Raw genomic sequence first — 18,328 nt, 5'->3', positions numbered from 1 at the left:
AAATCTTAAAAAAAATTCATTATAATTTTTTTATGAAAACAAAGGCGTTATTTTTAGATAGAGATGGAATTATAAATATAGATAAAAAATATGTTCATAAGATTAGTGATTTTGAATTTTGTGATGGTATTTTTGAACTTTGTGAATTTTTTCAAAAGCAAAATTTTTTAATTTTTATAGCTACTAATCAATCAGGTATTGCAAGGGCTTATTATAATGAAAAAGATTTTGAAATTTTAAGCTCGTATATGCTAGGTGAATTTTTGAAAAAAGGCATTAAAATAGAAAAAATTTATCACTGCCCTCATTTAGAAAATTGTGAATGCCGTAAGCCAAAACCTGGCATGCTTTTAAAAGCACAAAAAGAATTTAATATAGATTTTTCACAATCTTTTTTTATAGGAGATAATTTAAGTGACATGCAAGCTGGAATTAATGCTGGTATAAAAAATCTATTTTTGATTAATGAAAATTATAATGATGATAAAAACTATAAGGTCTTTAAAAATTTAAAAGAACTTTTGTATTATTTAAAGGATAGGAAATGAAAATTGTGATAACAGGTGGAGCAGGTTTTATAGGCTCTGCTCTTGCTCTAGAACTTCAGGATAAACATGAGGTTTTGATTGTGGATAAAATGCGATCAAGTGCTACTTTTGAAAATGGAAATTTAGAAAGTTTTGGTCATTTTAAGAATATTTTAGATTTTGAAGGTGAGCTTTATGTGGGCGATATTAATGATGAAAAAACTTTAAAAGCTATAAAAGCTTTTAAACCTGATGTGATCTTTCATAAGGCTGCAATTTCAGATACAACTGTTTATGATCAAAACAAAGTTTTAAAGACCAATTTAAACACTTTTAAAGATTTTATAGAACTTGCTTTAGAACTTAATGCAAAACTAATCTATGCAAGTTCAGCCTCAGTTTATGGAGATGCTCCAAGCCCGCAAACTGTAAATTTAAGTGAAGCCCCTAAAAACCCTTATGCATTTTCAAAATTAATGATGGATAAATTAGCAAAAAAATACTTTAATAAAATGCATATAGTTGGGCTTAGATATTTTAATGTATATGGCAAGGGAGAATTTTTTAAAAATAGTACTGCTTCTATGATTTTGCAATTTGGACATCAAATTTTAGCGGGTAAAAGTCCGCGTTTGTTTGAAGGAAGTGATCAAATTTATCGTGATTTTGTGTATATTAAAGATGTTGTGAGTGCAAATTTAAAAGCTTTAGAAGCAAAAAGTGGAATTTATAATGTAGCTACAGGTAAAGCAAGAACTTTTCAAGATATAGTAGATATTTTGCAAAAAGAATTAAACACTAATTATCCTTGTGAGTATATTCCTAATCCTTACAAAAATTCTTATCAATTCCATACTCAAGCAAAATTAGATGAGAGTTTTTCATATAAAGCTAAATTTAGTCTTGAAGAGGGTGTAAAAGATTATTTAGATGAGATCAAAAGGCTTTATGAAAAGGAAGTAAATGTTTGATTTTTTAAGTTCTAAAAAGCCAAAAATTTTAGTTGTCGGGGATTTTATGGTAGATCATTATATATGGTGTGATTGCACTAGAATTTCTCCAGAAGCTCCTGTAATGGTGATGAAATCACAAAAAGAAGATAAAAGACTAGGTGGAGCTGGTAATGTATATGCAAATTTAAAAAGTCTTGGTGCTGAGGTTTTTGCTCTAGGACTTGTGGGTGATGATGAGAGTGGGAGGTTTTTAAAAGAGAATTTAAATGCAAAATTATTAGTAGAAAAAGATAGAAAAACCCCTCTTAAGAGTAGAGTTTTATCACATTCTCAGCAAGTTTTAAGACTTGATGATGAGAATGATTTTGATACTAAATTAGAAGATGAAATTATCCAAGAGTATAAGACAATCGCAAAAGATTATGATGCGATTGTTTTGAGTGATTATGCCAAAGGGATTTTAACTTCAAAAGTAACAAAAGCTTTGATAGAGCATGCAAATACTTTAAATTTACCTATTTTGATTGATCCAAAAGGAAGTGATTTTAGCAAATATCAAAATGCAACCTTGCTAACTCCAAATAAAAAAGAAGCTATTCAAGCTTTGAGTGTAGAAAAAATTGATAATTTAGAAAAAGCTTTGAAAAAATTAAAAGATGATTTAAATTTAGCTTATTCTATTATAACTTTATCTGAAGAAGGAATAGCACTTTTTGATGAAAAATTACATATTATTCCCGCAAAAGCTTTGGAGGTTTATGATGTAACAGGAGCTGGAGATAGTGTTATAGCTATGCTTGCTTATGCTTTAGCCTTAAAAGTTGATATTGTAAAAGCATGTGAGTTAGCAAATGATGCAGCAGCTGTTGTGGTAGCAAAAGTAGGAAGTGTGAGTGTAAGTTTAGAAGAGATTAAAAATCTAAAAAAAGCTTCTTTTGAAGATAAAATTAAAAGCAAAGAAGAGCTTGTGAAGTTGATACAAAATCAAAAAGTAGTTTTTACCAATGGATGTTTTGATATTATGCATTATGGTCATATAAAATACCTTGAAAAAGCTAAAAAACTAGGAGATATCTTAGTTGTGGGTTTAAATTCAGATGAAAGCGTAAAAAGACTAAAAGGAAACTCAAGACCTATAAATTTAGAATTCCAACGCGCATGTATGCTTGCGAGTATGTATTTTGTAGATTATGTAGTGATTTTTAATGATGATACTCCTTATGAACTGATAGAGTTTTTAAAGCCTGATGTGCTAGTTAAAGGAGCTGATTATAAAGGCAAAGAAATAGTGGGTTCAAATTTAGTAAAAAAAGTAGAATTAATTGACTTTGAAGATGGATTTAGTACTACTAATATAATTAATAGGATTGCAAATGATAAATAAAATTGAAAAGGAATTTATTCAACATCAAAAAACTTTAGAGCAAAGTTTGAATTTAAAAGAGCAAATTGCTACGGTTGCTCAAGAATTAAAAGTGTGCTTGAAAAGTGGTGGGAAAATTTTAATTTGTGGAAATGGCGGAAGTGCTGCAGATAGCCAACATTTTGCAGCTGAACTTAGTGGAAGATATAAAAAAGAAAGAAAGGCTTTAGCTGCTATTGCTCTAAGCACTGATACTTCTGCTTTAAGTGCTATAGGAAATGACTATGGTTTTGAATTTGTTTTTTCAAGACAAGTTGAAGCTTTAGCTAGCAATAATGATGTATTGATTGGAATTTCTACTAGTGGAAAAAGCCCAAATGTGATCAAAGCTTTTGAAAAGGCCAAAGAAATTGGCACTAAATGTATAGGGCTTAGTGGAAAAGGTGGTGGAACGATGAATGCATTATGTGAGCATAATATAGTCATTCCAAGCGATGATACGGCTAGAATTCAAGAAATGCATATTTTAATCATACACTGCTTATGTGATTTGATAGAAGAAGAATATTAAGTTTGGGTTATTTTCCCAAACTTAAATAATATTCAATTTGATCTTTTTGTAAAATTCTAATTAAATTTGTACTTCCTGCAACACCTACTGGAAATCCTGCAGTAAGAGTGTAAACCCCATCTTTTTTCATAAGGCCTTTTTCAACTCCAAGTTTTACAGAATTGCTTAAAAGTTCTGTTAAATTTTCATGCTTTTCTATCAATATAGCAGGTTGAACTCCCCAAACTATACTTAAAAAATTTAAAGCTTTTTTAGAATGAGTAATAGCTATGATATCCATTTTTGGACGATACCTTGCTGTTTTAACTGCAGAAGCACCACTGCTTGTAATGGTAAAAATTGCATTTGCATTTAAATCAGTTGCTAGTTGTGTGCTTGATTTGGCAATGATATCAGTTTCGTTAAAACATTTAAAATTTTCAAATTTTTCATAAGGATAGTTTTTTTCTGTTTCTATAATGGTTTGAGTCATAATATCAACCGCATTTGCCGGATCAATCCCCACTGCACTTTCTTCGCTAAGCATAACCGCATCAGTGCCATCAAGTACAGCATTAGCAACATCTGAAATTTCAGCTCTTGTGGCAGTTTTTGATTTTGCAAGCGAAAAAAGCATTTGAGTAGCAGTGATTACAGGCTTATTGGCCTCATTAGCTTTTTTAATGATGAGTTTTTGTATATTTGGCACTCTATAATAAGGCACTTCAATGCCTAAATCTCCTCTTGCTACCATTATACCATCGCTGCTATTTATAATTTCATCGATATTTTCAACAGCATCAAATTTTTCTATTTTTGCAAAAATAGCAATTTTGGCATTATTTTCATCAAGTATTTTTTTAACTTCATCAATATCATGAGCATTTTGCACAAAAGATATAGCTAAAAAATCAACATCGTTTTTAATGCCCCATGCAAGATCGTCTTTATCTTTTTGAGTTATAACATCGATATTGATTTTTGTATTTGGAAAGTTAATTCCTTTATTTGAACTAAGCACCCCGCTATTTTCTACTTGGGTTTGGATAAAATCTTTTTCAACTTGTATAACTTTAGTTTTAATAGAGCCATCACAAAGATAGATGTATTCTCCCACTTTTAGCATAGAAAGAATTTCGGGATGATTAATACAGACTTTATAGTGTTCATTAGAAAGTTTTTCGCCTTCAAAAGTATCTTTGTAGAAGTCTAGTCTATCTCCACTTTTTAGCTCAAAAGCTTCTGGAATTTTTAAGGTTCTAATTTTTGGCCCGCTAATATCTTGTAAAATTCCAATCCTTGCATTAAGTTCAGCTGCTACTTTTCTAATGGTGGCTAGGTTTTGACTATGATATTCATGAGTTCCATGTGAGAAATTTAAGCGAAAAACATTCACTCCATTAATAATCATTTGTCTTATTGTAGTTTCATTTTCACTTGCTGGTCCAATTGTTGCGACTATTTTTGTTTTTTTTAACATTTCCTATCCTTTTTATAGCAGTTCGCTAGTAAATAAATCTTCATTAAAATTAGCACCCAAGTATTGACAAATAAGTTTTGCATCTCTATAACCATTACCAAGACAACTCGTAGCACCTGGGCTTGGTGTCATATTAAAAATTATACCCGGAATTTCAGTGATGCTAGCCTCTCCAAGCATTAATTCTCCTGCTTTTTTATCAAGCACTTGAGGTCGCACTCCTCCAAAATTTTTAGCATAGTAAATATCATCTGTTTTTAAACTAGGAACTATTTTTTTAGCATCTTTTACAAAAAGTTTTTTGTTGATATAAGGAATTTCAAATAAATAATTATAAAGAATATAATTTCTAATAGTAGAATCTTTAAAAAGATTAAAACAAATTTTAATTACATTCATATCAAGATTAAGTGTTTTAAAAAATTCAGGTAAAGATTTAAAGCCATGGTATCTTTCTAGCATAGGAATAACTAAAGCAGTAGGACCAAAACGGGTGTTCATGTTAGTTAGTAAATCAGGATCGCCATGTAATGCAGCAAATGGGAGTTTTGGATTTTGCACCATATAAACCTTACCATTTAAAATTTTTCTTTTTGCCATGTAAAAACTTCCTGCAACAGGAAAGCAAGATTTGTCTAAACCTATACCCATTTTATGTGCTAAAAATAACGAGTGTGCGCCTGCATTGACGATAATGGATTTTGCACTATATTCTTTAAAATCTCTTGTTTTTATATAAAAAATATCATCTTTTTTTTCTATAAACACAACTTCTTGATTGTAAGCAACATGAGTATCTTTACCTTGTTTGCAAGCTTGCTCTATGAGATTTTGACTCATAAGTCCAAAATCTACTGTGGTATAAATTTCACCTTCTTCTACACCCATAGCTACTATATTATCCGCCCTATCATTGACACCATCTTCACCTAAAACAACATTTGGTTCTATTTGTTTGATTTCATTTTTTGTGTAAAATTTAATATAAGGATATAATTCTTTAAATTCTTCATATCTATTTTTCATATATTCACATTCTTTTTCCCCAACTGCAAGTGCAAGTTTTTGGTGTGAATACATGAATTTATTTTGTGCATTTTGCAAGAGCCCATATTTTACAATCATATCTGCTGTTTTTTTAACTTTTTTTGCTTTTTCCAAGGTATAGTTAGTTTCTATATCACCGCAGTGGATGGTTTGTGAATTACTTGTGCTGTGACTATTTAATGTTGCAGCGTTATTATATTTTTCTAATAATGCAATACTTTTAATATCAGTATATCTTGCTAATTCGTAAAATGCTGCAGCACCAGAAATCCCACCGCCAATTACCACGGCATCAAAGTGTTTTCGATCCATTATCATCAATTCCTTTTGTGTATGTTTGATTTTGCTAATAATATCAAAATATAGTTGTTTTGAGTTTAAATAAAGCTTATAATTGAAAAGCCAAAGATATGGTTAATCTTTTAAAGTATAAAATTTTCACAAACAGCTTTTTTCATACCTCTAAAAATCAAAAATTTATCATAAATTGCATAATCAAAAAAATTTGCAAGAAATTGCCCATCGCCACCTGTGAAATATAATTTTTTATCATATGCACTATCTTTTATAAGTAAATATATACTTTTAAAAACTCCATAACTTAAAGCATCAATAGTTCTTTGGGGAAAGGCATCAAAGTTTATTTGAGTGTTAAGTTCGTGTTTTAAGCGAGAAGAAATACTGGAAAAAGATTTTTTATAGCTTTCAATACCAGGCAGGATAAATCCTCCAAGATGGATTGAATTTGAAACAATATCAACAGTTATTGCAGAGCCTGCATCAACTACTACCCCATCTTCTATGGTATAGCAAGCTGCTATTCTATCAACTCCTAAATTCTTATAAATAGTATCAAAATTAAAATATGGAGCAAGGTTAATAAATAAAGGATTTTGCTTTAATCTTTGCTCTAAATTTGGATTAACATTGATGTAAAACACTTTTTGTGTCGGCTCATACTGTAAAAATTGCTCTATGCTCATAGAATGAAATTTTTGCTCATTTAAAAAACTTGCAGTTGTATTGCCAATATCACACAAAAGCATAATTTTGAATTCCTTTGGTGAATAAATATTCTTTTGCTTTTGAGCAAATTAGAGATTGATGAAAAATAAAATGATTTTTAAATTTTAAATTTAAAATTTGACTTATGTTTTGAAAAATATTTTCAAATTCTAAACCATCTTTTTTTAAAATCTTACTTTTTGCAAAAGAAAATAAAAATAAACAATATTGTTTTTTTGTATTTTCTCCATAAAAGCAAATTAGTTTTTTCTTTTTGCTAAAAGCATGGATATCTAAAGAATTAATATTTTTTAAAATAATTCCATGTTTAATAAGAATATCGCTTAGTTCTTGATTCATTTTAATTTAATTGTAAAACTTTATTGTGGTAGAAAAATTTACCATTAGCCATAAAACTTTTTTTATCAATAGCTTCATTTAATTTATATACGGTAAAATCTTTCAGATTTGTATTTAATTTAATTAAATAGCCAGTTTTTTCAAATATATACAAAGAATCATTATATAATGTGCTTTTGGAAAATAAAGCAAATTGAAATTTTATTTCATCAATTTTTCTAAGATTATAATCATTTTTGATAACTCTTCCATCTTTTGTTAATATAAAAATTTCTTTATCGTTAATATTTACTTCTTTAATGTTTTCGTTTAAGTATAAAGTTCTATTTGGTGTTACAACGATGATTTTTTGTGCTGTTGCGGCAACCATTGTATCGTTTTTAACATGAAGATAGATGATATTATTAAAAAATTCTTCACTACTTACTAAAATTTCTTTACTAACTTTTAGTGTACTTTTGTTAAGTATGGCTAATTTTCCATTAAGCATAGGGTATATGATAATGGTATTTAAAAAATAAGGATTAGCATAGCGACTATCTTGAGCATAAGCAGTGCCTAAATTTTGTAGCATTCTTATACCAAGATTTTTATTAGCATACACTAGAGTATTACTTGCTAAAATCAAAGCTATATCATCCCCATCTACATTAGCACTTACTACACTTTCGTTAAATTTATGAGAAAATAATTCTTCACCTTGTAAATTTAAAATTTTAAAATTCCCATCATTATCGGCTATAAGAATTTCTTCTTGACGGATATTTAAAATATTATAGTTTTTATTTATTTTTAAAGCAGTAATATTTCCTTTATTGTCTATGAAAGTATTATTATTTAGCTGAGCAATGTTGTTGTTAAAATTAACTATTTTTCCATTAATATTTTTAGAATTATAAGGAAGTTGTTCTAGTTGTGTTGGTTGATAGTATTCCCTTTTAGTGCTACAAGCACTAAAAAATATTAAAGTAATAATAAATAAATAAAAATGCTTCATTTTATTCCTTGATAGTGTTTTAAGCTTGTGATGATTTGCCATAAAGGAGAATTTATAGGTATTTTATTAAATTCAACATCTGCGTTTTTAAAATCATTTTGTTTTAAAAATTCAAAACCTATTAATAGAGTATTATAATCTTTTAGAAAATCTGATTTTTGATTATTTTGGGCAAGCACTATTTGTTTTAACAAAGGATCTATATTAAGACTCAAGGTTTGATTAAGATCTTGATTATTTTGACCCATAATATATATGGTGTATAAATTTGCATTTTTTTGCTTTAATTCCTCAATTAATTTTTGATCTGAAGGATTTTTTAACAGATTATTAAAAATGATATTACTTTCTTGGATATTTTTTTCTTGCTTTATATTATAAATATAACTTCCACTAAAATAAAGAACTAAAAGAGCAATAAGAGCAATAAAATAATATTTGTATTTTCTTATAAAGCGTTCTGATTTGATAAAATTTTCCATCATTTGCTCTTGAGAGCTTAATTCTTCTTTTACTGCTTTCAAATTTTCTTTTAAAGCCATATTTTTCCTTTATTAATATAAAAAATGTTATTTTGTAATTTTAAAGTCTATAATTGTAACATATAAAAATGAAAAAATAAATTATTTTATGTTATAATTTTCAATCTAAACCAAAGAGTTTTATAAAATTAAAATTAAGGTAAATGATGCAAATTGATGATAAATTATTGACTAAACTTGAAAAGCTAAGTGCTTTAAAAATTGCTGATGAGAAAAGACAAGAATTAGAAGAACAATTAAGTCAAATTGTTAATTTTGTAGAAAAATTAGATGAATTAAAACTTGATGATGTGGAAGCTATGACAAGCACCACAAAAGGTGGAACGCCATTTAGACTAGATGAAAGTAGAAAATCTGAAGTATTTGATGTAATTAGTAAGCATGCTCCAAATTCTCAAGATGGATTTTTTATAGTCCCTAAAATAATTGAATAAAATATTTGGAGTTTAGCGTAGATGGAAAATTTTTCGTGGTTTGATGTATTTGTTTTGGGCTTAACTGTGATTTTGGGCTTAAAAGGCTTGGTAAGTGGTTTATTTAAAGAAATTTTTGGCTTGTTAGGTATAGTTGGTGGGATTTTTTTGGCTTCAAGATTTAGAAATGAAGCTGCTGATATTATTAATGGTTTTTATCACATCCAAAATGAAAATCTTGCGATTTTTGCAGGATTTTTGATTTTGTTAATTGTAATTTGGGTAGCTTGTATGGCTTTGGGAAATATATTATCAAAGATTTTTAGTATGAGTGGTCTTGGTTTTATAGATCGTATAGGTGGATTTTTATTCAGTGTTGCTAAAATACTTTTAGTTTTTGCAATTTTGGTTGCTTGTGTTAATAATATTGAGTTTTTAAATTCAAGTTTAGAAAAATATACCAAAAATAGTTATGCTTTTAATTGGCTTGGAAAAATAGGTGGCTATATAATGGAAACAGACTTTACCCAAAATGGTTTTGATAAAATACAAGAACAAATTATAGATTCTAATTTAAGTCTAAATTCGGAGGTAAATAATGCAAATTGAAAATATAGAATATGATGTTTTGCTTGAGCGTTTTAAAAAAACACTTAAAGATAATGGCTTAAAATATACCAAACAAAGAGAAGTGCTTTTAAAAACCTTATATAATAGTGATATGCATTATACCCCAGAAAGTTTGTATGTGGAAATCAAGCAAAAAAATCCTGAATTAAATGTAGGAATTGCTACAGTTTATAGAACTTTAAATTTATTAGAAGAATCGGGCATGGCTACTTCTATATCTTTTGGAGCTTCAGGGAAGAAATTTGAACTTGCAAATAAACCCCATCATGATCATTTAATTTGTAAAAGTTGTGGAGAAATAGTTGAATTTGAAAATTCTATTATTGAGCAGCAACAAATGTTAATAGCAAAAGAATATAATTTTAAATTAACAGGGCATTTAATGCAACTTTATGGGTTATGTCCGCAATGTAGTAAAAAATAAAGGTAAAATTAATGTTTGATAATATTTTAGAACAACAAAAAATTCAAAAAGCGCAAGAATTAAAAAAGCTAGGAATTAATCCATATCCACATTTTTTGAAAAAAGAAATGAGTATAGTTGAATATAAAAATAAATTTGCATACATTAAAGATACGCAAAATCAGCGTGATGAAAAAGTATATGGAGTGTTAGCAGGAAGATTAAAACTTCTTAGAATAGCTGGTAAATCGGTATTTGCCAATATAGAAGATGAGCAAGATAATATTCAAATTTATTTTAATCAAGATATTTTAGGAGAAGAATATTTTGCTATTTTAAAAAAATATCTTGAAGCAGGAGATATTGTTTTGGTTAAAGGTTTTCCTTTTATGACTAAAACAGGAGAATTTAGTCTTCATGTAGAGCAAATTCAAATAGCTACAAAAGCCATAGTGCCTTTACCGGAAAAATATCATGGACTGACAGATATTGAGCAAAGATATAGAAAAAGATATCTTGATATGATTATGAATAGTGAAGTAAGAAAAGATTTTATTTTGCGTTCTAAAATTGTTTCTTACATTAGATCTTTTTTTGATAATAAAGGATTTTTAGAGGTTGAAACACCAATGATGCATCCTATTGCAGGAGGAGCAAATGCAAAGCCTTTTGTGACTTATCATAATGCTTTAGGTGTGGAAAGATTTTTAAGAATTGCTCCAGAATTATACCTAAAGCGTTTGATTGTAGGTGGTTTTGAGGCAGTTTATGAGATTAATAGGTGTTTTAGAAATGAAGGAATGGATTTAACACATAATCCTGAATTTACTACAATCGAGTTTTATTGGGCTTATCACAATTATCATGATTTAATGGACTTAACAGAAGAGCTTTTTGCTATGCTTTTGGATAAATTAAATTTAGGTAAAAAGCTCGAATTTGATGAAAAAATAATTGATTTTTCTAAACCATTTGAAAGAATTACTTATAAAGATGCTTTGAAAAAATATGGCGGTTTAGATGATGAGCTTATTAATAATAAAGAATTAATTTTAGAAAAATTAAAAAAAGATGGTTTTGAAGCCAATGAAAAATTGGAATTAGGTCATTTGCAAGCTGAACTTTTTGATAATTATGTTGAAGATAAGTTGATTAATCCCACTTTTGTAATAGATTTTCCTATTTCTATAAGTCCTTTGTCTAGAAGAAGTGATAAGGATAAGGATATTGCTGAAAGATTTGAATTGTTTATCGCGGGTAGAGAGATTGCTAATGGATTTAATGAGCTTAATGATCCGCTAGATCAATATGAGAGATTCTTAAAGCAAATTGAAGCTAAAAATGCAGGTGATGAGGAAGCATGTGAAATGGATGAAGATTTTGTTAATGCATTGGGCTATGCTATGGCACCAACTGCAGGTGAAGGTATAGGAATAGATAGGCTAGTCATGCTTTTAATTAATAAAAAATCAATTCGTGATGTAGTGCTTTTCCCAGCTATGAGGCCACTTAAAAATGAGGTAAAAGGAGAGTAAATGTTGGAAAATTTTGATAAAGAAATTTTTGATTTAACCCAAAAGGAGTTAGCAAGACAATGTGATGGTCTTGAAATGATAGCGAGTGAGAATTTCACTATACCAGAAGTAATGGAAGTAATGGGGAGTATTTTAACAAATAAATATGCAGAAGGCTATCCTGGTAAAAGATATTATGGTGGATGTGAATTTGTAGATGAAATTGAGACAATTGCTATAGAAAGATGTAAAAAACTTTTTAATTGTAATTTTGCCAATGTGCAGCCTAATTCAGGTTCTCAAGCAAATCAAGGTGTATACATGGCATTGTTAAATCCTGGTGATAGAATTTTGGGTATGGATTTAAGTCACGGAGGACATTTAACTCACGGTTCTAAAGTAAGTTCTTCTGGAAAAGTTTATGAAAGTTTTTTTTATGGGGTAGAGCTTGATGGGAGAATTAATTATGATAAAGTTAGAGAGATAGCAAAAGAAGTTAAGCCAAAACTTATTGTTTGTGGTGCTAGTGCTTATCCTAGAGTGATTGATTTTGCTAAATTTAGAGAAATAGCAGATGAGGTTGGCGCATATTTATTTGCTGATGTTGCGCATATTGCAGGATTGGTTGTAGCAGGTGAGCATCCTAGCCCGTTTCCCTATGCTCATGTTGTAAGCTCTACAACACATAAAACTTTAAGAGGTCCAAGAGGCGGGATTATTATGAGTAACGATGAAGAAATTGCCAAAAAAATCAATTCTGCAATTTTTCCGGGTATTCAAGGTGGTCCATTAATGCATGTAATTGCCGCCAAAGCTGTTGGATTTAAATATAACTTAAGTGATGAGTGGAAAATTTATGCTAAGCAAATCATTAAAAATACTGCTACCTTGGCTCAAGTTCTAATAGATAGAAAATATGATTTAGTTAGCGGTGGTACTGATAATCATTTAATTTTATTAAGCTTTTTAAATAAAGATTTTAGTGGTAAAGATGCAGATTTAGCTTTAGAAAGAGCAGGTATTACAGCAAATAAAAATACGGTTCCAGGGGAAACTAGAAGTCCATTTGTAACGAGTGGTTTAAGACTTGGAACAGCAGCTTTAACAGCAAGAGGTTTTAAAGAGGAGCAAATTGCTATTGTTGCAAATTATATAGCTGATATTTTAGATGAAATACAAAATACAAAACTACAAGAAGAGATTAAAGTTAAACTGAAAAATTTGGCAAGTAATTTTATTATTTATGAAAGGGCTTTATTTTGATTACAACTATGGATTTGGCTTTAATTAAAATGGTTACAAGCCATTATTATATTAAGCGTAATGCTATAATTAACAAATATGAGCATAAAGGTAGAATTTTTTTTGATAAATTCGAAAAAGTAAATGCTCCTTTGACAGCTAATGTTATACAAGAACATATGGAAAAAAAGATTATTGTAGCACACTCTTTGATTAATAGTTTTGATAAGGTTGAAAATATTGTATTTGATTACAATGGTTTTAACGCAGAGCGTTTTTGGCATAGAGCACAGCTTGTTTTAAGGGAAGAAGGTTTTATAAATTTTACTGCCTATAAAACAAGAACTAATAATCATTTGCATTTGTATATTCATAAAGGACATACTACTTTTAATGAAGCATGCTCTTTGGGATCAAAATTATCTTTGCTTTTTTCTCAAAAAATGCCTGTAGAGTGGAAAGTTTTTCCTAGTATGGATATACCTAAGGAATTTAATATTTTAACTTTACCTTATGAGGTTTATCAAAAAGAGCGTGGCGCTTCTTGGTCTAAACATATGTAATTTTTGAAAGGATGAAAAATGGAAGAAAACAACAAAAATGAGTTTGATGATATTATCTTGCAAAAAAGCAATAAAAGTGAAAAACTTAAAAAAATTTTACTCAGATCGATTATTTTAATTATTGTGTTTTTGGTAGTAATGATAGCAATGAAGTTAATTAATGATCCAGGCGAGGAAAAAACACTACAAATGCCATCAGAGCCGCAAGAGCAAGCTTCTTATGAAAATAATTTTAATTCTTTGCCTATTACGGATAATACTAAAGAAGAGGATGAATTTGAAGCTTTAGCTAGAAAACTGAAAGAAGAAAGTTCATTGGCTGATGCAAATAATACCATAGAGGAAAAACAGGAAATTCCAAGCAATAGTGTATTAGATCAAATTACATCAACAGAACCAAAAGAAGAGCCAGCTAAGGTGGAAGAAAAACAAGAAGAGATTAAGCCTGTAGAAAAATCTATAGAAAAACCAATTCAAAAACCTTCTGAAAAATCAAAAACTAATGTTGTTGAAAAGCCAAAAGCTCCAGAGCAAAGCAATGCAAATGAATTGTTTGAGAGCATAAAAACACCGCAGACTCAAACACACCTTGCAGCAGGTACTTATATCCAAGTTTTTTCTTTAAGTAGTCTTGATCCAAAGTCCAAAGAATTGAGTATACTTAAAGAAAATGGATATGATTATAAAATTTACAAAACAACAGTAAATGGCAAAGAACTTACAAAAGTTTTAGTTGGGCCTTATAAAGAAAGTGAATTAAAGGCTGAATTAGAAAAGGTGCGTTCTAAAATCGCAAAAGGTGCTTTTACTTTTAGAGTAAAATGAAAATTTTCACAGTTATAGGTGATCCTATTGTGCATTCTAAATCTCCAAGAATGCACAATAATGCTTTACAAGTTCTTAAAAAAGACGCAGTATATACAAGATACCATTTAAAAAATAAAGCAAAATTAAAAGAAATTGTTCAAAAATTTGATGGAGCAAATATTACTATACCTTTTAAAGAAGAAGCGTATAAAATTGCAGATTTTTGTGATGAAAGTGTTAAGCAAATAGGATCTGCCAATACTTTAATAAACAAAGATGGTAAAATTTATGCTTGCAATACAGATTATTTGGGATTTTTAAAAGCAATTGAAAATTTTTTTTCTATTAAAAATGCTTTGATTTTAGGTGCTGGTGGCACCGCTAAAGCTTTAGCTTATGCTTTAAAATCTATAAATATTGAAGTTGCAATAGCAAATCGCTCTAGTGTTAGATTTAAAAATTTAAATAATTATCCATGTTTTTTATATGATCAACTTGATTTAAATACACAATTTGATTTGATAATAAATACGACTAGTGCAGGTTTACATGATGAAAGTTTACCTTGCGAAGAAAGGATTTTAAAAAATATTTTTCAAAAAACTAAGTATGCTTTTGATGTTATTTATAGTAGAGAAACATCTTTTTTAAAGTTGGCACGAGAAAATGGATTAAAAATAAAAGATGGCACGCAAATGCTTTTATGGCAAGGTGTTTTTGCTTTTGAGCTATTTTTAGAGTGTCAAAAAACAGAAGAAATTTATAAAGCCATGGAGATGGCTTTAAAACTTCCTTAGTGACTAAACCAAGATTTGATTTTATCAAACAAGCTTTCTTGTTCTATAAAAGCTTCCTCATTTTCTAAGCCAAAGCTTTTTTCAAGTTGCAATAGTAGATTTTTTTGTTCATCAGTAAGTGTTTTTGGAAATTTTATTTCAATTTGTACAATATGCGAACCAAGTTTTCCATTGTGAATATTTTTAACACCTTCATTAGCTAATTCAAATTTTTGTTTATCTTTTGCACCCACTGGAAGTTTAAGATCAGCTTCTCCTCTTATGGTGGAAATTTTAATTGTCTTTCCAAGAGCAGCTTGGGTAAAAAATACAGGTACTATGGTATATATATCATCATCATGTCTAATAAATTTATTATCATCTTCTACAACGATTTTGATATACAAATCACCTCTTTGAGAAGAATTTGGAAGCTCATTTGCTTTGTTTTGCACTCTAAGACTCATACCATTATCAATACCTTCTGGTATATCAAGTTCTATATGATCTTTTATTTCTTCATAACCATTTCCATGGCATGTTTTACACTTATTTTTTATTATTTTCCCACTGCCCTTACAATGATCACAAGTTTGTACAAAAGTCATAAAACCTTGTCTAACACCAACTTGTCCTTTTCCTCCACAATGAGAACAAATATCTTCTTTTCCATTTTCTGATCCACTACCATTGCATATTTTACAAAATGTTTTATAGGTAAAATCAATTTCTTTTTTGCAGCCAAAAACAGCCTCTTTGAAGCTAATCTTTACCGCTATTTTTAAATCATGTGGATATTTTTTTCCTCTTTCTTTTTTACGCGTTGAGTTTCCAAAACCAAATCCATCTCCAAAAAAACTTGAAAATATATCCCCTAAATCAACATCTCCAAAACCACCAAAACCACCGGCTTGTCCTTTTAATCCTTCTTTGCCGTATCTATCATATATACTTCGCTTTTCATCATTGCTAAGTACTTCATAAGCTTCATTGACAAGTTTAAATTTTTCTTCAGCTTCTTTATCTCCTTGATTTCTATCAGGATGATATTTTAATGCCATTTTTCTATAAGCTTTTTTTATAGTTTCTTTATCTGAAGTTTGAGAAATTTCTAATATTTCATAATAATTAAGTTCCACTTTTTTCCTCTCTTGAAAAATTAATATTATAATTTTAGCAAAAAAATAAATGAATAGTTAAATTATGTGTTATAATATTAAGTTTGTAACATATTTTCACTAATAAGGGGTAGAGATGATTAATGTTTTAATGATCGAAGATGATCCAGATTTTGCAGAGTTTTTAGCAGAATATTTGGCCCAATTTAATATCAAAGTTACTAATTATGAAGATCCGTATTTGGGAATGAGTGCTGGTATAAAAAATTATGATTGTTTAATTCTTGATTTAACTTTACCTGGACTTGATGGTCTTGAAGTTTGTCGCGAAATAAGAGAAAAATATAGTATTCCTATTATTATTTCTTCAGCTAGAAGCGATTTAAGTGATAAAATTGTAGGACTTCAAATAGGTGCGGATGATTATTTGCCAAAGCCTTACGATCCTAAAGAAATGCATGCAAGAATTATGAGTTTAATCCGTCGTTCAAAACGCGTAAATGAAACTCCTGAAAAAATAATCAATTCAGCTTTTAAAATTGATGAAAAAAGACATGAGATTAGTTACAATGAAGAGGTTTTAATTTTAACTCCTGCTGAATATGAAATTTTAAGCTATATGATAAGACAACATGGATTTTCAGTTAGCAGAGAGCAGCTTGTGTATCACTGCAAAAGCTTAAAAGATAAAGATTCTAAAAGTTTAGATGTAATTATTGGTAGGCTTAGAACTAAGATCGGCGATAGTTCGAAGGCACCAAAGCATATTTTTTCAGTTAGAGGGATAGGATATAAATTAATAGGATGAAAGTAACTATTAATCTTAAGATTACCGTTCTTTTTGCAACGGCTTTTTTGTTTGTTTGTGCTTTGTTTGTGCTCTTGGGTAAGGTTCAGGTTGATTCTTATTTAACCAATGAGCAAAATAGACAAAAAGAAATTGTAGAAAAAATTATATATAATTTAGAAAGAAAAGAAGGTTTTTCAATTCATGATTATCTTCTTTCTAAGTCTTTTAAAATAGTTGAAAATGAACGCAGTGCAAAACATATAGTTGCAAAAGGTGAAAAGGTGCTTAAGGTTAATTCTGCTTACGGTAGTTTTTCTTCTATTATTTACCATAATCAAATTTTTTTTTATGTTGAACAAGCTAATTTAAAGCAGCTTTATGAGCTAAATGCATCTACGCGTTTAGAATATTTGTTTTTACTAAGTTTCTTTTTTAGTTTGATTTTGATTATATTTTTATATTTTTCTGTTTTAAGATCTTTAATGCCTTTAAAAATTTTAAAAAAGAAAATTAAAAATATTAGTGCTGGAAAAATAGAACCTTTATCCGAATATTCACAAATTAATGATGAGATTTCAGAAATTTCTTTTGAATTTGACCATGCTATTAATAAAATACAAGAATTAGTAAAATCAAGACAATTTTTTTTAAGAATGATTATGCATGAACTTAAAACACCTATTGGAAAAGGTAGGATAGTTTGTGAGATGCTAGACAATCAAAAGCAAAAAGACCGCTTAGTAGCGATTTTTGAAAGACTTGAATTATTGATTGATGAATTTGGTAAAATTGAAAAAGTTTTATCTAGAAATTGCCAACTAAATTTGCAAACTTATCATTTGAGCTTAATTTTAGAGCAGGCTGAAGATTATCTCATGAGAGATGATTTTTATCAAAAAGTTAAGATTTCTTACAAAGAAGATACTATGATTGTTGCTGATTTAGAACTTTTTTCCTTAATGCTTAAAAATTTGATTGATAATGCTATTAAATATTCTGACGATAAAGCTTGTGAGATTATATGTTCAGGGGACTATGTAATTGTTAGAAATAAAGGGGTTCAACTTAAAAAAACTTTTGATTATTATTTGAAACCTTTTGTAAGAGAACAAAATACTCAAGTTGAAGGTATGGGATTGGGGCTTTATATTATCAATAATATTTGCAATCTTCATGGTTATAATTTAACTTATAGTTATGAAGATGGTTATCATATTTTTAAGATTGTTTTTTCAAGGTTAAAATGAC

Annotated in this window: 21 protein-coding genes; 14 read left to right on the top strand and 7 right to left on the bottom strand. The window is 28.8% G+C overall.

Annotated features, from left to right (window positions below; genetic code table 11):
• Positions 1 to 32 precede the first annotated feature (32 nt).
• Genes L8W57_RS06745 through gmhA form a run of 4 tightly spaced genes read left to right on the top strand, consistent with a single transcriptional unit; the run spans position 33 to position 3,414 of the window.
• Positions 33 to 548 (top strand): D-glycero-alpha-D-manno-heptose-1,7-bisphosphate 7-phosphatase, encoded by a 516-nt coding sequence (locus tag L8W57_RS06745; protein WP_133319852.1) that lies wholly within the window; start codon positions 33 to 35, stop codon positions 546 to 548.
• Positions 545 to 1,498 (top strand): ADP-glyceromanno-heptose 6-epimerase, encoded by a 954-nt coding sequence (rfaD, locus tag L8W57_RS06740; RefSeq protein WP_133319853.1) that lies wholly within the window; start codon positions 545 to 547, stop codon positions 1,496 to 1,498. The genes L8W57_RS06745 and rfaD overlap by 4 nt, the downstream gene beginning before the upstream one ends.
• On the top strand, positions 1,491 to 2,864 hold the full coding sequence (rfaE1, locus tag L8W57_RS06735) for a D-glycero-beta-D-manno-heptose-7-phosphate kinase (RefSeq protein WP_263662249.1): 1,374 nt from the start codon (positions 1,491 to 1,493) through the stop codon (positions 2,862 to 2,864). The genes rfaD and rfaE1 overlap by 8 nt, the downstream gene beginning before the upstream one ends.
• Positions 2,854 to 3,414, top strand: coding sequence for a D-sedoheptulose 7-phosphate isomerase (gmhA, locus tag L8W57_RS06730; RefSeq protein ID WP_263662248.1), 561 nt, complete (start codon positions 2,854 to 2,856; stop codon positions 3,412 to 3,414). Before rfaE1 ends, gmhA begins: the two co-directional genes overlap by 11 nt.
• Positions 3,415 to 3,421: 7 nt before the next feature.
• Here gmhA and pyk read toward each other — a convergent pair whose 3' ends face one another.
• From pyk to L8W57_RS06700, 6 genes are all read right to left on the bottom strand, one after another.
• Positions 3,422 to 4,873: a pyruvate kinase gene (pyk, locus tag L8W57_RS06725; protein ID WP_214114012.1), complete on the bottom strand. Its 1,452-nt coding sequence runs from the start codon at positions 4,871 to 4,873 to the stop codon at positions 3,422 to 3,424.
• Between the two features lie 12 nt (positions 4,874 to 4,885).
• Positions 4,886 to 6,232 (bottom strand): FAD-dependent oxidoreductase, encoded by a 1,347-nt coding sequence (locus L8W57_RS06720; RefSeq protein WP_263660760.1) that lies wholly within the window; start codon positions 6,230 to 6,232, stop codon positions 4,886 to 4,888.
• A 110-nt stretch (positions 6,233 to 6,342) separates the two neighbouring features.
• The gene (locus L8W57_RS06715; RefSeq protein ID WP_263662247.1) at positions 6,343 to 6,966 is read right to left on the bottom strand and encodes a type III pantothenate kinase; all 624 of its coding nucleotides are present in this window, start codon (positions 6,964 to 6,966) and stop codon (positions 6,343 to 6,345) included.
• A complete protein-coding gene (locus tag L8W57_RS06710) occupies positions 6,953 to 7,285 on the bottom strand; it encodes a hypothetical protein (RefSeq protein ID WP_263660759.1) in 333 nt (110 codons plus the stop codon). Before L8W57_RS06710 ends, L8W57_RS06715 begins: the two co-directional genes overlap by 14 nt.
• Before the next feature lies 1 nt (position 7,286).
• Positions 7,287 to 8,282: a hypothetical protein gene (locus L8W57_RS06705; protein ID WP_263662246.1), complete on the bottom strand. Its 996-nt coding sequence runs from the start codon at positions 8,280 to 8,282 to the stop codon at positions 7,287 to 7,289.
• Entirely contained in the window at positions 8,279 to 8,824 is a 546-nt protein-coding gene (locus L8W57_RS06700) for a hypothetical protein (protein WP_133319861.1), read from the bottom strand. The genes L8W57_RS06705 and L8W57_RS06700 overlap by 4 nt, the downstream gene beginning before the upstream one ends.
• A 146-nt stretch (positions 8,825 to 8,970) precedes the next feature.
• Here L8W57_RS06700 and gatC point away from each other — a divergent pair, with 146 nt between their 5' ends.
• The 8 genes from gatC to L8W57_RS06660 are packed head-to-tail and all read left to right on the top strand — an operon-like array spanning position 8,971 to position 15,193.
• Complete coding sequence (gene gatC, locus L8W57_RS06695; RefSeq protein ID WP_263662245.1) at positions 8,971 to 9,258, top strand: Asp-tRNA(Asn)/Glu-tRNA(Gln) amidotransferase subunit GatC; 288 nt, start codon at positions 8,971 to 8,973, stop codon at positions 9,256 to 9,258.
• Between the two features lie 21 nt (positions 9,259 to 9,279).
• Entirely contained in the window at positions 9,280 to 9,846 is a 567-nt protein-coding gene (locus L8W57_RS06690) for a CvpA family protein (protein ID WP_263662244.1), read from the top strand.
• Complete coding sequence (locus L8W57_RS06685) at positions 9,836 to 10,291, top strand: Fur family transcriptional regulator (RefSeq protein WP_043019516.1); 456 nt, start codon at positions 9,836 to 9,838, stop codon at positions 10,289 to 10,291. The genes L8W57_RS06690 and L8W57_RS06685 overlap by 11 nt, the downstream gene beginning before the upstream one ends.
• Positions 10,292 to 10,302: 11 nt before the next feature.
• Positions 10,303 to 11,805: a lysine--tRNA ligase gene (gene lysS / locus L8W57_RS06680; RefSeq protein ID WP_133319864.1), complete on the top strand. Its 1,503-nt coding sequence runs from the start codon at positions 10,303 to 10,305 to the stop codon at positions 11,803 to 11,805.
• Complete coding sequence (locus L8W57_RS06675) at positions 11,806 to 13,047, top strand: serine hydroxymethyltransferase (RefSeq protein ID WP_263662243.1); 1,242 nt, start codon at positions 11,806 to 11,808, stop codon at positions 13,045 to 13,047. It begins immediately after the preceding gene.
• Positions 13,044 to 13,589 carry a DUF1882 domain-containing protein gene (locus tag L8W57_RS06670; protein ID WP_133319866.1) on the top strand — a complete coding sequence of 182 codons (546 nt, stop codon included), beginning with the start codon at positions 13,044 to 13,046 and terminating at the stop codon, positions 13,587 to 13,589. The genes L8W57_RS06675 and L8W57_RS06670 overlap by 4 nt, the downstream gene beginning before the upstream one ends.
• Before the next feature lie 18 nt (positions 13,590 to 13,607).
• The gene (locus L8W57_RS06665; RefSeq protein ID WP_133319867.1) at positions 13,608 to 14,414 is read left to right on the top strand and encodes an SPOR domain-containing protein; all 807 of its coding nucleotides are present in this window, start codon (positions 13,608 to 13,610) and stop codon (positions 14,412 to 14,414) included.
• On the top strand, positions 14,411 to 15,193 hold the full coding sequence (locus tag L8W57_RS06660; RefSeq protein ID WP_133319868.1) for a shikimate dehydrogenase: 783 nt from the start codon (positions 14,411 to 14,413) through the stop codon (positions 15,191 to 15,193). The genes L8W57_RS06665 and L8W57_RS06660 overlap by 4 nt, the downstream gene beginning before the upstream one ends.
• On the opposite strand, the gene dnaJ is transcribed toward L8W57_RS06660, so the two are convergent.
• Positions 15,190 to 16,311 carry a molecular chaperone DnaJ gene (gene dnaJ, locus L8W57_RS06655; protein WP_133319869.1) on the bottom strand — a complete coding sequence of 374 codons (1,122 nt, stop codon included), beginning with the start codon at positions 16,309 to 16,311 and terminating at the stop codon, positions 15,190 to 15,192. The two genes, L8W57_RS06660 and dnaJ, sit on opposite strands and share 4 nt — an antisense overlap.
• 115 nt (positions 16,312 to 16,426) lie before the next feature.
• Here dnaJ and L8W57_RS06650 point away from each other — a divergent pair, with 115 nt between their 5' ends.
• Positions 16,427 to 17,098, top strand: a complete 672-nt coding sequence (locus L8W57_RS06650; protein WP_066006696.1) for a response regulator transcription factor — start codon at positions 16,427 to 16,429, stop codon at positions 17,096 to 17,098.
• Positions 17,095 to 18,327, top strand: coding sequence for an ArsS family sensor histidine kinase (locus tag L8W57_RS06645; RefSeq protein ID WP_133319870.1), 1,233 nt, complete (start codon positions 17,095 to 17,097; stop codon positions 18,325 to 18,327). Before L8W57_RS06650 ends, L8W57_RS06645 begins: the two co-directional genes overlap by 4 nt.
• The last annotated feature ends 1 nt before the right edge of the window (position 18,328 follow it).

The sequence above is a fragment of the Campylobacter sp. IFREMER_LSEM_CL1890 genome, from assembly GCF_025772045.1.
GTDB classification, from domain to species: Bacteria; Campylobacterota; Campylobacteria; order Campylobacterales; family Campylobacteraceae; genus Campylobacter_D; species Campylobacter_D lari_D.
This window is presented reverse-complemented; position numbering and strand designations above follow the sequence as displayed.